This window comes from Marivibrio halodurans, from assembly GCF_017963645.1.
GTDB classification, from domain to species: Bacteria; Pseudomonadota; Alphaproteobacteria; order UBA8366; family Aestuariispiraceae; genus Marivibrio; species Marivibrio halodurans.
In genome coordinates this window covers 210,955-228,772 of record NZ_JAGMWN010000004.1, presented here as the reverse complement: position 1 = coordinate 228,772, position 17,818 = coordinate 210,955, and the positions used below count along the sequence as shown (strand labels likewise).

General features: G+C 64.7%; 16 protein-coding genes and 1 tRNA gene. 8 read left to right on the top strand and 9 right to left on the bottom strand.

Annotation, left to right across the window (positions count from 1 at the left end):
• The first annotated feature begins 1 nt into the window (after position 1).
• Positions 2–685, top strand: a complete 684-nt coding sequence (locus KAJ83_RS10380; protein WP_210681996.1) for a hypothetical protein — start codon at positions 2–4, stop codon at positions 683–685.
• Here the strand turns inward: KAJ83_RS10380 and KAJ83_RS10375 are convergent, their stop codons facing one another.
• Positions 686–1,615 (bottom strand): hypothetical protein, encoded by a 930-nt coding sequence (locus tag KAJ83_RS10375; protein WP_210681995.1) that lies wholly within the window; start codon positions 1,613–1,615, stop codon positions 686–688.
• A 159-nt stretch (positions 1,616–1,774) separates the two neighbouring features.
• Here KAJ83_RS10375 and KAJ83_RS10370 point away from each other — a divergent pair, with 159 nt between their 5' ends.
• The 3 genes from KAJ83_RS10370 (at position 1,775) to KAJ83_RS19745 (ending at position 5,696) form a co-directional block, all read left to right on the top strand.
• A complete protein-coding gene (locus KAJ83_RS10370) occupies positions 1,775–3,382 on the top strand; it encodes a hypothetical protein (RefSeq protein WP_210681994.1) in 1,608 nt (535 codons plus the stop codon).
• A 353-nt stretch (positions 3,383–3,735) separates the two neighbouring features.
• A complete protein-coding gene (locus tag KAJ83_RS10365; protein WP_210681993.1) occupies positions 3,736–4,122 on the top strand; it encodes a hypothetical protein in 387 nt (128 codons plus the stop codon).
• Complete coding sequence (locus KAJ83_RS19745) at positions 4,119–5,696, top strand: recombinase family protein (RefSeq protein WP_425515467.1); 1,578 nt, start codon at positions 4,119–4,121, stop codon at positions 5,694–5,696. Before KAJ83_RS10365 ends, KAJ83_RS19745 begins: the two co-directional genes overlap by 4 nt.
• Here KAJ83_RS19745 and KAJ83_RS10350 read toward each other — a convergent pair.
• The 5 genes from KAJ83_RS10350 to dnaG form a co-directional block, all read right to left on the bottom strand.
• A tRNA-Ile gene (locus KAJ83_RS10350) sits at positions 5,653–5,729 on the bottom strand. The two genes, KAJ83_RS19745 and KAJ83_RS10350, sit on opposite strands and share 44 nt — an antisense overlap.
• Positions 5,730–5,836: 107 nt before the next feature.
• On the bottom strand, positions 5,837–6,175 hold the full coding sequence (locus tag KAJ83_RS10345) for a cupin domain-containing protein (RefSeq protein WP_210681992.1): 339 nt from the start codon (positions 6,173–6,175) through the stop codon (positions 5,837–5,839).
• A gap of 20 nt (positions 6,176–6,195) precedes the next feature.
• The gene (locus KAJ83_RS10340; protein WP_210681991.1) at positions 6,196–7,617 is read right to left on the bottom strand and encodes an alpha/beta hydrolase; all 1,422 of its coding nucleotides are present in this window, start codon (positions 7,615–7,617) and stop codon (positions 6,196–6,198) included.
• A gap of 777 nt (positions 7,618–8,394) precedes the next feature.
• On the bottom strand, positions 8,395–10,485 hold the full coding sequence (rpoD, locus tag KAJ83_RS10335) for an RNA polymerase sigma factor RpoD (RefSeq protein ID WP_210681990.1): 2,091 nt from the start codon (positions 10,483–10,485) through the stop codon (positions 8,395–8,397).
• A gap of 96 nt (positions 10,486–10,581) precedes the next feature.
• Positions 10,582–12,483, bottom strand: coding sequence for a DNA primase (gene dnaG / locus KAJ83_RS10330; protein WP_210681989.1), 1,902 nt, complete (start codon positions 12,481–12,483; stop codon positions 10,582–10,584).
• 96 nt (positions 12,484–12,579) lie between these two features.
• On the opposite strand from dnaG, the gene KAJ83_RS10325 reads away from it, so the two are divergent.
• On the top strand, positions 12,580–13,062 hold the full coding sequence (locus KAJ83_RS10325) for a cupin domain-containing protein (protein WP_210681988.1): 483 nt from the start codon (positions 12,580–12,582) through the stop codon (positions 13,060–13,062).
• On the opposite strand, the gene KAJ83_RS10320 is transcribed toward KAJ83_RS10325, so the two are convergent.
• Both KAJ83_RS10320 and KAJ83_RS10315 read right to left on the bottom strand, forming a co-directional pair.
• On the bottom strand, positions 13,056–13,934 hold the full coding sequence (locus tag KAJ83_RS10320) for a hypothetical protein (protein ID WP_210681987.1): 879 nt from the start codon (positions 13,932–13,934) through the stop codon (positions 13,056–13,058). The genes KAJ83_RS10325 and KAJ83_RS10320 overlap by 7 nt on opposite strands.
• Before the next feature lie 6 nt (positions 13,935–13,940).
• Positions 13,941–14,882: a methyltransferase domain-containing protein gene (locus KAJ83_RS10315; RefSeq protein ID WP_210681986.1), complete on the bottom strand. Its 942-nt coding sequence runs from the start codon at positions 14,880–14,882 to the stop codon at positions 13,941–13,943.
• Between the two features lie 219 nt (positions 14,883–15,101).
• On the opposite strand from KAJ83_RS10315, the gene KAJ83_RS10310 reads away from it, so the two are divergent.
• From KAJ83_RS10310 to KAJ83_RS10300, 3 genes are all read left to right on the top strand, one after another.
• Positions 15,102–15,887: a ComF family protein gene (locus tag KAJ83_RS10310; RefSeq protein WP_343221983.1), complete on the top strand. Its 786-nt coding sequence runs from the start codon at positions 15,102–15,104 to the stop codon at positions 15,885–15,887.
• A gap of 150 nt (positions 15,888–16,037) precedes the next feature.
• A complete protein-coding gene (grxC, locus tag KAJ83_RS10305; RefSeq protein WP_210681985.1) occupies positions 16,038–16,301 on the top strand; it encodes a glutaredoxin 3 in 264 nt (87 codons plus the stop codon).
• The gene (locus KAJ83_RS10300; protein ID WP_210681984.1) at positions 16,298–17,152 is read left to right on the top strand and encodes a carbon-nitrogen hydrolase family protein; all 855 of its coding nucleotides are present in this window, start codon (positions 16,298–16,300) and stop codon (positions 17,150–17,152) included. The genes grxC and KAJ83_RS10300 overlap by 4 nt, the downstream gene beginning before the upstream one ends.
• Before the next feature lie 22 nt (positions 17,153–17,174).
• Here the strand turns inward: KAJ83_RS10300 and KAJ83_RS10295 are convergent, their stop codons facing one another.
• Positions 17,175–17,705 carry a class I SAM-dependent methyltransferase gene (locus KAJ83_RS10295; RefSeq protein ID WP_210681983.1) on the bottom strand — a complete coding sequence of 177 codons (531 nt, stop codon included), beginning with the start codon at positions 17,703–17,705 and terminating at the stop codon, positions 17,175–17,177.
• Between the last annotated feature and the right edge of the window lie 113 nt (positions 17,706–17,818).

Genomic DNA, 17,818 nt, shown 5'->3' with positions numbered 1-17,818 from the left:
AATGATGGATACACACGCCACAAATAAAACCCTCCAAAACACGGAATGCGATACTATCCCGCATTACAGAAAATCGCCTATTTTCTTGCATTATTCGCACAGAAGTTGTATAAAAGTGCCATATTATGAGTCTTTTTGTAATTTTATTTTTAGGCGCGATATTATGAGTGCGTTACAAGATACATTCGAAGCCGAACACAAGAAGGGCATCAGCCGCAGAGCCATGTTGAGCGGCCTTAGTGCCGTGGCCGGTGCCGCCATGCTGGCCTCCCTGCCGGGCGGCAATGATGCGCAAGCCGGGGAAGCAAAGGCTGCGACGTTAGAATCGTCAAACGGGGAAGTCGAAAACACCTTCGATACGCGGCGCGAATTGCGTCACTATTCCGAAGACTCGGAGACGCGTGGGGTTGGAGTTTTTATCAACCTGCAAGAAAACGCCCCATGGACGGGGGATGAGATCGGCAAATGGATTAAAAACCAGTTTGCAGGCGTCGGCGTTCCCGTCGAGTATCGCGTCAACCAATCGCAAGGCACGGCAACCGATATCACGCTTTATGCTGGTGGATACGATTTCACGATCAACATCGCTGAGCTTAAGCACGAACTCCCCAGAGTATATGCTCATCATCAGGATATATGGAACGCACCGGATCAGGTGTCCCTGAACAACCAACAGCCTCAGTAATTACCCCATAGTATTGGGTGGTGGTGGGACGTCTGCATCATGCTCCCGCGCCAGATTGATCTGCGCATCGGGTTTCACATCGCCGGTTTGTCGCGCGGCAGGCTCAAAGTGCGCCCGCATGGGCGGAGCAGCCTCCCGTAATGATGTCTCTGACTCGGTAGCATTGGCGAAGGATGTCCCAGCGCCTTTCAAAACGTTGCCGCCAAGCACATTGCCAGTCGAGGACACTTCAAAATCAGACGCATTATTCTGTTGAGCGGCATTTCCGCTTTCGTCGTGGTTATGAACCTCGTCTCGCATGATATCCTGCAACTCTGCCGATTGACCTTCTATGCCTGCCTCTCCAGTAGCTGCATCGTATTTTTCGAGATATTGCCGTGCCTCATCCTGTGTCTTTATCTGCGCCCCTTCGGCTCTGGCTTGCCGTATGCGCTGCCGCTCATTCCAACGATCTTGGACGCGCGCGAACTCTTCTGGGGGCATGGTTCCATTCTCGTATTTCTCGCGGGCAATGCGCATCTGTTCACGCGCTTTCTCTTCCGGATCATCGATACCGTCCAGATACTCCCGTTCCGCATCGGTCAAATATGGATCGAGGATATTACCAATCTCAGAATCGAGCGCAGCGATATCAGCGCCCCATTGATCAAGCTGCGCCTGAAGGGCGGCCAGATAGTTGGTTTCGTGCCGGGCCTTGGCTTTGTCTTTCCCGGCCTGCTCGATACGCCTGTCTTCTGCGGCCCCAACACCGGCCAAGTCCATGCGGCTCGCGCCGAGCACCCCGGATGCCTTCGCGATCAGGGCATCGTCCTGTTCGTCATGCTTGGCCCGCAGGGCGGCATTCCGCTCCTGCTGGTCGGCCCCCGGTTCATCGCCGGGAAAAGGGAAAGACGCCCCTGCTTTTTCCTCGAAAATCTCCGTAATTCTCATTCGCCTTATGCACCCGCGTTTATTTCAATAAATTTGACTTTCCCGTGTAGTGTATTCTACAAAGGTAAATAATTAGTTATTATGGAAAATACAATTTTATTATTATTGCCTTAATTAATAATGTTTTGTTAATATTTACTAATCTTATTGGATATACTCATGCCGACCGATACATACGTTAAGATTTCACAGGAAACACGCGACGAGTTGAAAACGCTCCGGCAGCTTACCGGAACCGGCGCCGTAAAACTGTTAAACGGGGCCGCTCCGGTGCCGGCGGGCCTGAACGCCGGTATCGTGAGCAATTGGCTCTGCGGTGCGGCCGGGAAAGCCAGGAAAACCCATCTCGATTTCGTCCTAAATGCCTGGCGCGCCTTGCCGCGAATGCACGTCGTTGAAATCGATGAGACAATGCGCGCGCGCCTCGCGACCTTGCGCGCGCAAACGGGCGCGGGGCCGACGAAACTTCTCAAAGCCATGCAACAAGTGCCGGACGGGCTTACGGCCCCGGCGGTTTCTCGCTGGCTTTCGGGGGCAAGCAAAACCGCACCGAAAGATCACTTGCGCGCCGTGATTGCCGCTTGGGAAGCGCTGCCGCGTTATGAGTTTTTCGCGATCACCGCCAAGCAGCAACGCGCGTTGCGCGCTCTGATCGAAGAAACCGGCGCCGGGCCTTCGGCTCTTTTGCGCGGGCAACGCGGTCTCTGCCCCGAGGGGCTGAATTCTTCGACTATCGGAAACTGGTTGCGCAAGCCGGGACACCGCGTGCGCAAGGATCATCTCGATTATGTGATGGGTAGGCTGGAATCCCTGCGTGAGCAGGCAGCCGGATATTTTACCTTGACCCCCACGGACAGGGCGGCACTTCGCGACGAGATTACGCGTACCGGCGTGAGTGCCTTTAAGCTGCTCAAGCATGCGGATGATGCGCCCCGGGGGCTTTCATCCGCCGCGCTGCGGCGATGGATCGACGGGCAGACAAAGACGGTTCGGCGCGATCATTACGATTACGCGCTCTCGCGTTGGCGCGACCTGCCCGATTTGCAGGGGCCGCATCTCGCTAAACTCGGTCTTGGCGACTGCGAGACCCGCCACGGCAGAATTGTTTTCAATGACGAGATTACTTCGCGCCTGCACTCTCTTCAGGAGCGCACCGGCATGGGTGGAACAGCCCTTATTAGCTGGGCGAGCCGCGCTGGGTTGGACATCCCGGCGGGACTTACGGATACCATGATCGCACAGTGGATCAACGGCGTTACCCGGAGCGCCAAGCCCCGCCATCTCGCATTCGCGATTACGGCATGGCAACGCGCCATGGAGGAGAGCGGTGCACGGTGTCTCATAACTGGAGACATGCGCGAGAGACTTCTTAGCTTCCAGGACGCCTACTTGCTGCCAAGCGGGGTCTTCGCGATGGTCGATCATGCGCCAAAGGGCTTGGGGCCAGATACTGTTCGCCGCTGGCTTGAATCCGGCCCGCGATATGCCGACCCGGATCACGTGAACTGGGTGCTGGAAACCTGCGATGGGCTTCTGGAGGCCGAAAGATTCCGCGTTCCCGTGACGCCGGACATACAGGCACGACTCATGGCAGCGCGGGAGAAATGCGAAATCGGGGCAACGGACTTGTTGCGCCATGCGCCGGACCCGCCGGACGGCCTTACCGCGAATATGATATCCGCCTGGATCAACGGCAGTGTGAACACCGCCCGCAAGGATCACCTCGATTGGGTACTGGCGCGGTGGACGGAGCATGTAGAAGCCTGATCGCTGGGCCGGACGGCCCCACAGATAACCGGGACACGATTTTTCCTGTTTTGGCTTTATCAGCGCTTTCAAGCGCTTAGCGAACATCGCCCGCCGCTCTCCTTCCAATTCTGCGTAGTTTGGCGCGGCGCGCGTTGATACGCGCCGCGTTTCTGCGCATCTCTTTCAAAGCACCGCGTTTTATGCCGCCGCCCCGGCCACGCTTCTGCCGGGGCAACGGCAAGAGAATATATTCCTATTTATGATTGCAATTTATTTCTCGTTCCCGTATAAGTGTTCGCTTAATGTTCTTGTCGCGGTGCAGGGAAAGGAGGCGCGAAGAGACGAAAGAAATTTGAGAGAAGGAGGACGCCATGCGCGACAAACACGATACGGATCATTTCAACGCCAAGGCCACCGACGGGGCCGCCGATCCGCCCGCATCCTCCGCCTATCCCGCGCTCGAATTCGACGCCTCCGAGTTCATGCACTTCCTCGACGATGCCGATTGGAGCGAGGAGGAGAAGGCGGAATACATCACCCTCGTCTGGAACATCGTGTGCGAGTTCGTCGCGCTCGGCTTCAACATGCACCCGCTCCAGCAGACCCAAAATTCTTGTGGAAAACCCGGCGATCAGGGCTTGAGGCCGCCCCCTGATTCTGAATCCGGAGTAGAATCGCTCAGGGCCTATTTGCAGGAAAACCATCCAGAACCGCGCGCCGCCACCGAGGATAGCCGCGCAGAAAGAGAGGAGACATGAACCATCTGATTATGAACCCCGAGCCGCCGCGCAAGGCGGTCATCTATTGCCGCGTCTCGGACAGGAAACAGGATACGAATGGCAACGGGCTGGATAGTCAGGAATACCGCTGCCGCCAATATGCCGAGGCCAAGGGCTACGAGGTGGAAGCGATCTTTCCCGATGATATCACCGGCAAAGGCGATTTCATCAACCGCCCCGGCATGGTGGCCTTGCTCGCCTATCTCGATGCCCGCCCCGATGAGCGTTTCGTGGTGATCTTCGATGATCTCAAGCGCTATGCCCGCGATACCGAGTTCCATCTGCGCCTGCGACGCATCATGTATGAGCGCGGCGCGGTGCGCGAGTGCCTCAATTACAATTTCGAGGATAGCCCCGAGGGCCTGTTTTTCGAGACCATCGCCGCCGCGCAAGGCCAGCTTGAGCGCGAGCAGAATGGACGGCAGGTGACGCAGAAAATGCGCGTCCGTGTGGAGCGCGGTTATTACTGTTTCGGCACCATTCTGGGCTATCGCTATGCCAAGGCGAAGGATGGCGGCAAGATGCTGGTGCCTCATGAAGCCATCGCGCCGGTGATGAAAGAGGCACTTGAGGGCTTCGCCGCCGGGAGGTTCCAGACCACCTCGGAAGTGGCGCGCTTCATCAACGGCTTTCCCGAGACCAGGCGGCGCGGGCGCTATGGCCTATCGCGCCAGATGGCGAAGAATGCGCTGCTCAATCCGATCTATGCGGGCTACATGAATGTGCCCAAGTGGGGCATCTCCATGCATCCGGGCAAGCATGAGCCGTTGATCAGCCTCAAGACATGGCGGAAGATTCAAGACCGCCTCGCGGGCAACGCTCATGCGCCCGCGCGCCAAGACCTGAACCATGATTTTCCGCTGCGCGGCTTCATCGCCTGCGCCTGCTGCGGCAATAACCTCACGGCGGCATGGAGCAAGGGGCGCAACACCCATTACCCGTATTATACCTGCCAGAACCGTCATTGTGAGATGAAGGGCAAGTCGGTGCGCCGGGAAAAAATCGAAGGGGAGTTCGAAACCCTTCTGAAATCCATCACGCCCGCGCCGCGCGTCTTCGCCATGGTGAAGAGCATGTTCATTCAGCGCTGGGGCCAGATGACAACCCTGTCACGGCAAACGGCCGATGAGGCCCGCGCGGAAATTCCGGCGCTTGAGGCCAAGACCGGGAAGCTGGTCGAGCGCATCATGGAGGCCACCAACCCGGCGGTGATCAGCGCCTATGAAAAGCAGATCGCGGCGTTGGATCGGCGGCGGCTGTTCTTGGAAGACACGGCGAAGAATGCCAGCCCGGTGCAAGGCAAGTTCGACGATCTGTATCGAACCGCCTGCACCGTCTTGGCAAACCCGCACAAACTGTGGGCTTCGGGCCGGTACGAGCTGCAAAGAATCGTGCTTCGCATGCTCTTCACAGAGCGCATCGCCTACTGCCGAAACGAGGGGTATCGAACCGCCCCAATCTCAGAGCCTCTGCGGCTTCTAACGTCTTACTGTACCGCCCCGAAGGGAATGGTGGGCCCGGCAGGACTCGAACCTGCAACCAAACCGTTATGAGCGGTTCGCTCTGACCAATTGAGCTACGGGCCCCGCGCGTCGCTACCCGTGGCGGGAGCCGAGGCGATAGGCGGTGGATTTATCAGCTTTCCCCGGCGTATGAAAGATCGCGTGGCGCAATGCGGAGAGCGCGGCGCGGGTCAATCGCGATAGACCAGAAGCACGGTGCAGCCACCCTTGGAGCCGGCGGTATGCGAGGCGCCGATGGCGCGCTGGCAATAGTGGCCGGGGCCGTAGGTCCGTTCCTCGTCATGGAAATCGCCGTCGAGGACGAATATCTCCTCCAGCCGGTCATGCGCATGCGCGGGCGTGAAGGCGCCGGGCTCGATCCGCATGAGCAGCGTGCTCTCGCCGGTGCGGCTATCCTCGAAGATCGGCTTTATCAGGAAGCCGGGAGCGTCGGTTTCCCGCCACGCTTGCTCCCCCGGGTCCACGAAGCGGCTGCCCGTTCGTTGCCGGTCGATCGCCTTCGTCGTCATATCGTCTTTCCTTCCATCGCCTAGGGGCGGGAGTCCGTCAACAGACCGTACAGATGCTCCAACGGTTCCGGTGCGCTCGGCAGGCCGAGAGCGAGGGCGAAGTGCCCTTGGTCGCGCAGATAGCGGTTGGCCCGGGGGATCGCCCAGCGCTCGCACCGGCCGAGTCCGGTTCCATATGGCACCACCCGGTCCCGCCTGCCTAGCGCCACCAGGATGCGTGACGGCGCGAGGGCGGGAGGGCTTTGCGCCGGTGGCTCGAAAAGCGGGCGCAGCGCCGCGATCCGTGCCGCCGTCCAGCCATGGGCGACCAGTTCGTCCGTGGCGCCGATCCCACGGGTCAGGGCACCGTCGAAGACGGTCGCCTCCACATCGTCGCTGGGCGCGACCAGCAGCGCGGCGTCCGCGCGCGCCGGTGCCGGCCAGCCCCCCGCGTGGGAGAGCGCCATTTGCCCCGTCAACGCGCCGAGCGATATGCCGAGAAGCCCCACCGGGGCCCCCCATCGTCCGCGTGCCCATAAGGTCACCCGCCCCAGTTCCGGCACATGGGTCGCGAAATAGTCGATCAGGCCGGCGGGGCCGCGCGCCACCACCGTTTCCCCGCCATAGCGCCCGCCATGGCGCCCATGCGCGCGCCGCCGCCCATGCCATGGCCCCTCCGGCAGCAGGACGGCGATGTTCCTGGCCAGCAGCCAATGGGTCAGCATCGAATAGCCTCCCCAGTAATCTTCCTCCATCGCGATGCCGTGGGCGATGATCACGGCGGCGTCGGGCGCGCCGCCGGGCGGCTCCAGCACCGTCGCGCGCAAGGGTCCGGGCGCGCGGTCGCTTGCCTCCGCCGGGCCGTCCTCGCGCAGATAGCGCCGGGAAAAGCTCTCCCCCATGACCGGGCGCGAGAGCTGTAGAGCCGGCGGCGTGTCGGACAGCCGGAAGGCATCGTCCGGCCGCGCCAGACGGAGGCCGTGGGTATCCGCCACCGCGTCCGGTCCTTCGATCGCGAAGCGCACCGCCGGCAGGCGATGGCGCAGATGCTGGAGCGCGAAGAGCGTGCGCTGTCCCATGAAGCGCACGGCCGCGCGATCGCGCGTGTCGGCCAGGTCCGTGAAGCCGCTATCGGGGCCGTCCCGCCGGAAGAGGGCGGTTTCCAGCGCGGCTTCCGCCTCGACATAGCCTTGCCGGGCGCGGGCGAAGAGGGCGAGGGTGGCGCGGCTGGGCACCGCGCCGGCGGGCCGATCCGCGCCACCGCCGATGGCGCGGAGAAAAGCGGCCTGTGGGTCGGCGCCCGTTTCCTCGGCCGCCGTGGCGGCATCGGCGGCCGCCCAGGCCCGGCTCAGCGGAAAAACCAGGGAGGTGACCAGCGGCAGCGTCACCCGGTCGTACCAGGGACGCCAGAGATATTGGCCGAGCGGTCCCTGATATACCAGTTCGGCCAGTTTCTCGCGCATCGTCGCGCATCCTCCCGGGACTGCTGGGGGGTTCCCTCTAGAACCGTGTCATGACCGCGATTCCATGCGGCTCGGCCCCACCGCGCAAGGGTAAGGCCATCTACGCCGCCGAATATGGGCATGGGAAGAGCGGCACGTCGAGTGTCGTGAAGTCGCGCGCCCCTTGCCGCCGGTCGAGATCAGGATTGGAAGACGGGGAGGGGCGGGCCGGGGAAGTCGATTTCCGATATCGCGCCACGGCGAGACATAAAGACGGGCGATGTGGTCGACCGGAATCACGAGTTGTTTCTGCTCGACCCAGAGCCTTTGATCCTCCAAGGCGACAAGGATTCCGGACAGCGCGACGGATCGTAATCCCGCCACTGGTTGGTCGGATGGTGAATATAGAAGGCGGCGATCGATAATACCAAATCTTGTTGATCACGACCCATGGGGACGTCCCTCCCTGGTTCCCGGCCAGGAGCGCGTGCCGTGGCGATGCCCCGCATCGCCCGCGCCACCTTCCTACCCGACCAAGGCCGAACGCGATCCGCATGGGGCGTGATCAGCAAGATTTGGTATAAGAGAACCATTATCGAGGCCGGCCAATCCGCAGTCGACACCGTGCCCTCGATCATAATCTTCGGCAGGGCGGTCCAGCCGACGCCTGCGAGGAGGACGATTAGGGCGACCGCTCCCGAGATCCCTGCCAACATCATTGAACAACGCGTCGCGGGAAAGCCGTGAACGCGCCGTGCTGGATCGGCCGGATAAGGAGGGGGCGAAGCGTCCCCGCCCTCAATAGTCGAGGAAGCTGCGAAGTTTCCGCGAACGGCTGGGATGCTTCAGCTTGCGCAGCGCCTTCGCCTCGATCTGGCGGATACGTTCGCGCGTGACGGAGAACTGCTGGCCGACCTCCTCCAGCGTGTGGTCGGTGTTCATGCCGATGCCGAAGCGCATGCGCAGCACCCGCTCCTCGCGCGGGGTCAGCGAGGCGAGGACCCGCGTCGTGGTCTCCCGAAGGTTCGACTGGATCGCCGCGTCGGACGGCAGCAGGGCCTGCTTATCCTCGATGAAATCGCCGAGATGGCTGTCTTCCTCGTCGCCGATCGGCGTTTCCAGGCTGATCGGCTCCTTGGCGATCTTCAGGACCTTGCGCACCTTCTCCAGCGGCATGTGGAGCTTTTCGGCCAATTCCTCCGGCGCGGGCTCCCGGCCGATCTCGTGCAGCATCTGGCGGCTGGTGCGAACCAGCTTGTTGATCGTCTCGATCATGTGCACGGGGATGCGGATGGTGCGCGCCTGATCGGCGATCGAGCGCGTGATCGCCTGCCGGATCCACCAAGTGGCGTAGGTCGAGAACTTGTAGCCGCGGCGGTACTCGAACTTATCAACGGCCTTCATCAGGCCGATATTGCCCTCCTGGATCAGATCCAGGAACTGCAGGCCACGGTTCGTGTATTTCTTCGCGATCGAGATCACGAGGCGCAGGTTCGCCTCGACCATTTCCTTCTTGGCGCGGCTCGCCTCGCGTTCGCCCTGCTGCACGGTGGAGCAGATGCGGCGGAATTCGGCCAGCGGCATGCCGGTCTGGGCGACGACCTCGCCGACGCCGGCGCGCAGTTCCTCGACCTTCGGCGCGTGCTTGGCGGCGAACTTAGCCCAGGCATTGGACTTGTCGGCCAGATCCTCGAGCCAGGCGGGATCGAGTTCACGGCCGTAATAGCTGTCCAGGAAATCCTGCCGGTCCACCTTGCAGTCGATGGCGAGGCGCAGAATCTGCCCCTCCAACTGCACGAGCTGTCGATTGACGGTGTAGAGTTCCTCGACGAGTTGTTCGATGCGGATATTGTTGAGCCGCACCTCGTCCATCAGCGTGATCAGCGCCTTGCGGTGCTGTTCGTAGGTGCGCTCGGTCGAGCGGCTGGCCTCCTCGCCCTTCTGCAGGGCGGCGAGGCGTTTGTCCTGCGCGCGCTGAAGCTTGGAATAGGTGGAGGCGATCTGCTCGAACGTCTCCAGCACCTGCGGCTTCAACTGCTGTTCCATCGCGGCGAGCGAGAGGTTCTGCGCGTCGTCCTCCTCGTCCTCGCCATCGCCTTCGCTACCGCCTTCGCCGTCCTCGCCCGAATCGGACGGTTTCGCGTCGTCGGTGCTTTTCTCCTGGGGGTCCGGGGCGGCCTTCTTCGCCTCCGCCTTCTTGGCGTTGGCCTCTTCCTTCTTGGCCTTCTCGACCTTTTCCACGGCCTCGGGTTCCGCGACCTCGGGCTCGACCTCGGCCAATTCCTCCTCGGCATCCTCCATGTCGTCGGCATCCGGGCCGGAGGACATGGTGGCATCCAGGTCGATCACGTCGCGCAGCAGGATCTGGCCCTCGACCAGCATGTCGTGCCACTGGCTGATGGCGCGCATGGTCAGCGGGCTTTCGCACAGCGCGCCGATCATCTTTTCGCGGCCGGCCTCGATGCGCTTGGCGATCGCGATCTCGCCCTCGCGCGAGAGCAGTTCGACGGAGCCCATCTCGCGCAGATACATGCGCACCGGGTCGTCGGTACGGCCGACATCGTCGTCGGCGATGTTGCCGGCGGCGGAGGAAGAGGAGGATTCGGTCGTCTCCTCGTCGCTCTCCTGCTTGTCCTGTTCGGCCTCCTCCTCGTTCTCGATGACGTTGATACCCATGTCGTTCAGCATGGTCATCACGTCCTCGATCTGCTCGGAGGACACTTGGTCCTGAGGCAGCGCGGCATTCAACTCGTCGATCGTGATGAAGCTGCGCTCCTTCCCCTTCTGGAGCAGCTTCTTGACGGCCGAGTTCGAGTCGTCGAGCAGCGGGCTGTCACCCTGCTCCTCGGGCTGCTCGGTATTTTCCTTGGTCTCGGACTTGCTCGCCATCTCGTCTTTTCCGCTTCCTAACGCTTCCAGGGTGCCCGCTGCCCGTGCCGAAGGTCCCCGGTGTCGCCCGTCGCCGCCTGCGCGATGCCGGGCGGGTCAATCATCCTCGTCGATCACGCCGCGGCCCAGCGCCGCCTCGCCCGCGTCAACGTCGCGCCACATGGCCAACCGTCTCGCCTCGGCGGCCGCTTCGTCGCCGCCGTCCCCCCTCGCACGCCCCCCGGCGCGGCCCATTTCCGCGCGCACCATGCCCTGAGTACGGATCAGGAGCATGTGGTCGAGCGCGGCGCGCGCCTCATCCATGAGGGCGTCGGGCCGTGCCTGGCGGGCCAGTTGATAGAGGTTGGCGTCGTCGACCAGCCGCAGGGCCGTTCGGTCCCCACGCTGAGAGAAGTGGTCGCGCACGGTCCGTGAATCAAGCGGCTCCCCCGAGGCTGCGAGTTTTTGTAAGGCGCGCCTCACTTTGTCAAGATCGGCGTCCAGGTCATAGGCGGCGAGCGGCTCATCGAATTCCTCAATCAACCCCGGATGGTTGGCGAGGATGAGCAGCACCAATTGCTGTTGACGCCGGCTGAGCCCGCCCGCCTGACCGCTCAACGCGCGACCCAGCGGCTCGGCCGCATGCGGGGCCCGGGAGACATCGCGCCAGGGCGCGCGGCCCCCGCCCGGCCCGCGACCGGAAAGGCCGCCCGCCTTGCGCGGGGGCCGGTTCCGCCGCCGGGCGAGTTCCCAGAGCTTGTCGTTGATCGCGCGGAAATATTGCTTCTTGACCGTTTCGTCCTCGATTTGTCCGGCAAGTTGCTTGAGTCGGTTTTCCAGATCCGCGCGGCGCTCGGGCGTGTCGAAGGGCGCGCGGTCGCGCTCCGCCTCCCAGACCACCTGGAAGAGGGGGCGGGCCGCTTCCACCACGCCCGCCATGGCCGGCGCGCCGCTATTGGCGATCAGGCTGTCCGGGTCTTCCCCCTGGGGCAGGAAGGCAAAGCCGAGACTTTTGCCCGGTTTCAGTTGCGGCATCGCGCGTTCGGCCGCCCGCAGCGCCGCGCGCCCACCGGCTGCGTCGCCGTCGAGGCACAGCACCGGTTCGTCCGCCACGCGCCAGAGGAGCGCGATCTGCTCCTCCGTGATCGCGGTGCCGAGCGGCGCCACCGCTCCCTGGAAGCCGGCCTGAGCCAGCGCGATCACGTCCATGTAGCCTTCCGCCACCAGCAGGCGCGCGCCGTCCCGGCGTGCCGCGTCGCGCGCCTCGCCCAGGTGATAGAGCGTTCGGCTCTTGTCGAATAGGGGGGTGTCGGGGCTGTTGATGTATTTGCCGATTCCCCGTGCCTTGGCGTCGCCCATGAAACGCCCGCCGAAGGCGATCCAGCGCCCGCGCGTGTCCGCGATCGGGAACATTACCCGCTCGCGGAAAAGGGGATAGGGCGGGCGTCCGCTCTCCGCCTTGCGGTAGAGACCGACCTCGATCAACGCCTCCATCTCGATGCCTTCGGCCTTGGCGGCGCCGGCCAGCCCCTCCCGGTCGTCCGGCGCGAAGCCTAGGGAGAAGCGCGCGATCGTCGCCTCGCTCAACCCCCGCCCCTTGAGATAGTCATGGGCGTCCCGACCGGCGGGCTTGCGCAATTGCCGCTCGTACCAGGCGACCGCGAAGGTCATGACGTCGTGCAGGCTCTTGCGCCGCTCCGCCTGTTTGCGGTCCTCCGGCGTGCGGCGGGGCATCTCCAGGCCGGCCTCCCCGGCGAGGCGTTCGACCGCCTCCGGAAACTCCAGCCCCTCGGTCTTCATCAGCCAGGAAAAATGATCGCCATGCTCGCCGGTGGAGAAGCAGTGGAAGAAGCCCTTGTCCTCGACGACATGGAAACTCGGCGTCTTCTCGTTGGTGAAGGGGGATATGCCCCACCAGTCGCCGCGCCCCTTCTGCTTCAGTTGGACACGCCGCCCCACCAGCCCGACCAGGGAGATGCGGGCGCGGATATCGTCCAGGAATCCGGGCGGGAAGGCCATTCTGTCCCCTTAACGCACTAAAGGCTGGCGCGCGTCGTGAATCCGTATCATATCAGAATCGTCCGCGCGCGATGCTGTCGTTGAAAGGTGACCGCCATGGCCGATGCACGCGAACGCTTCCCTTCGCTCGATCCCGAGACATTGACGCCCCGCCAGGGGACCACGGCCTATCCACCGGCCTTTCGCGCCGTCTGCGACGGACGGGCGAAGCGCGCGCTGGGCACTGTTTTCGCGCTTACCCAGTTCGGCGTCAACCTGACCGAGCTCGCGCCCGGCGCGGCCACGGCCCAGCGCCATTGGCACGAGGCGGAGGACGAATTCGTCTATGTCCTCTCCGGCACGGCGACGCTGGTGAACGATGCCGGGGAGACCGATCTGCCTGCCGGTCATTGCGCCGGGTTTCCGGCCGGACGCGCGGATGGGCACATGATCGTCAATCGCACCGAGCGTCCCGTGCGCCTGCTGGAGGTCGGAACGCGCGCCCAGGCGGATCGCATCCATTATCCCGATATCGATCTTTTCCTGGAGCGCGGCGTCGGCGCGGCCCGATGCACGCGCAAGGACGGCACGGCCTATTGAGGGCGCGCGTTGTCCGGCCGCGCGCCCTCCAGCGCCTCATAGGCGGCGGAGAGCGCGGACACCCCGAAGGCGATGGCGAGGTAGCTGAGCGCCTGCCCGACGAGCGCGAGCAGCGCCGTGCCCGTCATCGTCTGAAGGGCGCCGGCCGAATCCAGCGCCATGCCGATCAGCATGACCGGGATGGAGGCGATCATCGCCAGCAGCCCGGGCAGGATCATCACGCCGAGCATGCCGACGGCACGTCCCTTGGTCAGCGCCCAGGCGGCCTTGAACCCGAAATCCCGCCGGCCGACCGCGATCGCGGGAAAGACCAGCGACAGCCGCGCGAAGATCGCGAAGACCAGCAGGAACCCGATGACGAAAGGAATCATCTGCATGCCCGAAAGGCCGGAGAGCCCCATCGGCGCGCCTGCGGCGAGCCCGCCGCCGAACGCCGCGGTGACGAAGATCACGACCGTCATGATCGGCACGCCCACCAGCATCACCAGCAGGAAGCTGAGCACGAAATAGAGCAGGAAACGTGTCTTTTCCGGGCCCCAGCTCAGTGCCCGGGCGACCGTCATGCCCTCGTCCGGGATCAGGTACTTGCGATGCCACGCGACCGCGAACATGACGTAGAGAATGATGCTGAAGCCGAAGAAGGCGAGATTGGCGAGACCCGCCCCGCCGCCATTCTCCACGGGCAGCCCGCCCGGCCCGCCGGCATCGTCCACGCCCGGTGCGGGAAGCACGAGTTGCAGCAGCGCCTCGACGATCGCGAGGCCGATCACCGGCGGTGTCGCCAGGCGCGCGAAGTCCGCGAAGTTCGCCACGAGATACTTGAAGGCGCCGTCCATGCAGTGGAAGGCGGAGAAGGAGGGGGGCGTGTTCATGTTACCTCAGTGTCCCTGCCGGTTCGCCGGATCGGGCGGTGCCGTCCTGTCGCCCGCGGCATGTTCGACGGAGCCGAGCGCATCCGCAAGCCTGTGCTTCGCGCTCCCTGGCCGCAGCGGCTTGGGCTGGCTGGCGTCCGGCGCCCAACCGTGCAGATAGACGATATCGACGGTCGCCGTGATCCGGCCGTCGGGGCCGGCATGGCGCTCGGCATAGATGCGCGCGGCCTCTTGGAACAGCACGCGGGGCGGGATGCCGCGTGGGCTATCGATCAGCGCCGCCGTCTCGCCCATCGCGCGCAGATCGGCGGCGAGGTGGAAAAGCGTGTCGTATGTGATCGTCACCCGGTCGAAATCCACGACCGGCAGCGCGAAGCCCGCCCGTTGCATCAACGCGCCCGCGTCCTGCAAGGCCAGCGTCGGGGCGACGCGGATCGCGGCCCCGCCGCGCACCCGGCTCTCCGCCTCCACCATGACCGCGCGAAGCTCGGCCAGCGTGTCCCCGCCGAGCACGGCCGCGAGGAACAGCCCATCCGGTTTCAGGGCGCGGTTCACCTGGATCAACGCGCCCGGCAGATCCTCCACCCAATGCAGCGCGAGGTTGGAGAGCACGAGGTCGAAGGCCCCCTCCTTGAAGGGCAGCAGGTCGATATCGGTCGCGACCGTCGGCTGGTCCGTCCGGGCCCGTGCCGTCCGCGCCATCCCGGCCGAGACGTCGCAGCCGATCAGATGCGCGACCCCCGCCTTGGGCGGCAGGGCGCGGGCCAAGGCCCCCTTCCGGCAGCCGATCTCCAGCGCCGAAGGGAACTGGCGGCTGACGTCGAGCAGCCGGTCGCACAGCCGATCCGCGGCTTCCTCGAAAAGGAATTCCGCGCGGTCGTCGCGCATGGCGGCCCGGTCCCTGCGGCGGCGCAGCAGGGGGATGTCGAACAACTGTCCGGTCTCCATCGCGGGCTCCTCGAAACGGCGCGGGTCCAAGCGGCGCGGGGCGGATCGGCCCTTGAATAGGACGGGTGGCGGGCACGGTGCAAACCTTTGTCACCCCGGTAGCCCCGCCGACCCGGCACGCTCCCGCGCTTGAGGCGCGCGCGGGGATGCGCCTAGACTTCTCATCCGCCGGGCCGCGACGATCCCGTTCACCGGCATCCGGAGGAGAGGGGCCATGACGTGACGAGCGAACGCGATATCGCGGCCGTGCCCTTCCTTCGGGGACGCCTTCTCCGGGCGGGTCTATCGATTGGCCGGGCGGTGCGCGACGGGCTGTTGCCGCCGCGCTGTCTCTCCTGCGGCACGGTGGTCGGGCGGGACGGCGTGCTTTGCGCCGGTTGCTGGGCCGAGGTCTCGTTCCTCGCCCCGCCGCTTTGCGTGCGCTGCGGCTATCCGTTCGAATTGGATTTCGGCGAGCCGGTGACCTGCGGACGGTGCCTCGCCGATCCGCCGGCCTTCGACAGGGCGCGCGCCGTTTTCGCCTATGACGAGGCCAGCCGGTCCATGCTGCTGGATTTCAAGCATGGCGACCGTACCGACTACGCGCCCAGCCTCGCCGCCTGGATGGCGCGGGCGGGGGCGGAGTTGCTGGCCGATGCGGACCTGATCGCGCCGGTGCCGCTGCATCGGCGGCGGCTCTGGTCGCGGCGCTATAATCAGGCGGCGCTGCTCGCGCTTGAACTGGGGCGAAGGACGGGTCGGCGGGCGGTGCCCGACCTGCTGGTCCGGCGCCGTGATACGCCGAGCCAGGGGCGGCTCTCGCCCGCGGGGCGGCGGCGCAATGTCGCCGGGGCCTTCGCGCTTCGCCCCGGCTGCCGCGCGATGCTGGCGGGGAAACGGGTGCTGCTGATCGACGATGTGATGACCACGGGCGCGACGGCGGAGGCCTGCGCCAAGCTGCTCAAGCGCGCGGGCGCGGCTTCCTGCGATCTGCTGGCGGTCGCCCGGGTGGTTCGGGCGGGCTGAGGCGAGGGGCCTTTCCAGCCGCATGCGATGGCGGTGGCATTTCCCCGGCCACTTCCTATATCCTGCCCGCGTGGCGAGAGGCGCGCGCGGGGGGCATGCCGCCCTCCCGGCTTCCTCCCACGGCGATTCATCGAATGAAAGGCGCGAAACATGGCGCATGTTGAGATTTATACTCGTCCGATGTGCGGCTTCTGCTTCAAGGCGAAGAAGCTGCTCGGCAAGAAGTCGATCGACTTCGTCGAATACAACATCTGGGAAGAGGATGGCCGCAAGGACGAGATGACCGAGCGCACGGGCGGCGCCACGACGGTTCCGCAGGTCTTCATCGACGGTAAGTATGTCGGCGATTGCGACAAGCTCCATCGGCTCGACGACGAGGGCGAGCTCGACAAGCTGTTGGCGAGCGCGGCATGAGCGCGGAGCGCCTGACGGTCGCGGCCGCGCAACTCTGCTCGACGACCGATCCGGCGCGTAACCTGACGCTCGCCGGAGAGTTGGTGCGCGAGGCGGCGTCCAAGGGCGCCGATCTCGTCGGCCTGCCGGAGGTGGTGAACCTGATGCAGGTGCGCCGCAAGGACGCGGTCGCCGCCGCCCATTACGAGGCGGACGACCCGAGCCTCAAGGGGTTCCGGGATCTGGCGGCGGAACTCGGCATCTGGCTTCATGTCGGCTCGCTCGCCCTTCGGATCGAGGGGGAGGAGCGCCTTGCCAATCGCGGCTTCATGATCGACCCGAAAGGCGAGATTCGCGGCCGCTACGACAAGATCCATATGTTCGACGTCGATCTGGAGGGCGGGGAGAGCTATCGCGAGAGCAACGGCTATCGCCCCGGCGATCATGCCGAACTGGTCGAGACACCCTGGGGCGGGTTCGGGATGAGCGTGTGCTATGACGTGCGCTTCCCGCACCTGTATCGCGATCTGGCCCAGGCGGGCGCGAAGATGCTGGCGGTGCCGGCGGCCTTCACGCGCAAGACCGGCCGGGCGCATTGGCATATCCTGTTGCGCGCGCGCGCGATCGAGAATGGCTGTTTCCTGATGGCCCCCGCCCAATGCGGCGATCACGAGGACGGGCGGGAGACCTTCGGGCACGCGCTGATCGTCGCCCCCTGGGGCGAGGTGCTGGCGGACGCCGGGGAGGACCCGGGCCTCGCGCTGGCCGAGATCGATATGGCGGAGGTCGCCCGGGTGCGCGGCATGGTGCCCTCCCTTTCCAATGACCGGGACTACGCGCGGCCCAGGCGTGTCGGGCTGGCGGCGGAATAGGTCGAATGGAATAGGGCGGGGGTCATTCCCGCCGGCGCGCCGCGATCCATTGCTTGATAGCGGGCGCGGGGCTTTCGGTCCGGCCTTCCTCGAAGGCCAGGATGTCGAACGCCGGGGCGGCGAGGTCGCGCAACTCTCCGGGGCGTAACAGGAAATCGGGATTGCGCGGCCGTCCCAGTGCCTCGTTCCCGGCCATGAAGGTCTCATAGAGCAACAGGCCGCCCGGCGCGACCAGCCGCGGGATATCCTTCAGGATCGGCCGCCAGAGATAGTTGACGACGACCACCGCCGCGAAGCGTTCCCCGTCGAGCGGGAAGGGGCCGTCCGTCTCCAGATCGGCCTCGACGATCCGCGCGCCGTCCACGCCGCGCAGATCGTGAAGCCGCCCGATATCACGGTCGAGAAAGGTGACGGCATGGCCGCGCGCCAGGAAATGCCGGCCGTGCCGCCCCGCGCCGCAGGCGAGGTCGAGGATCGCTCCCCCCTCCGGTACGTCATCCGCGAATCGCGCGATCCAGGGGCTTGGGCGGCTGTGGTCATGCGGGGTCGTCATCGTCTGGTCACCGGATTGACTTGCCGTTTCAGGGGTATGACGCCAAATATATTTCAGTCGGACGGAAAGGGGCCGCCCATGCAGGGCGCGCGACCGGTCCGTCGAGAGGGTCG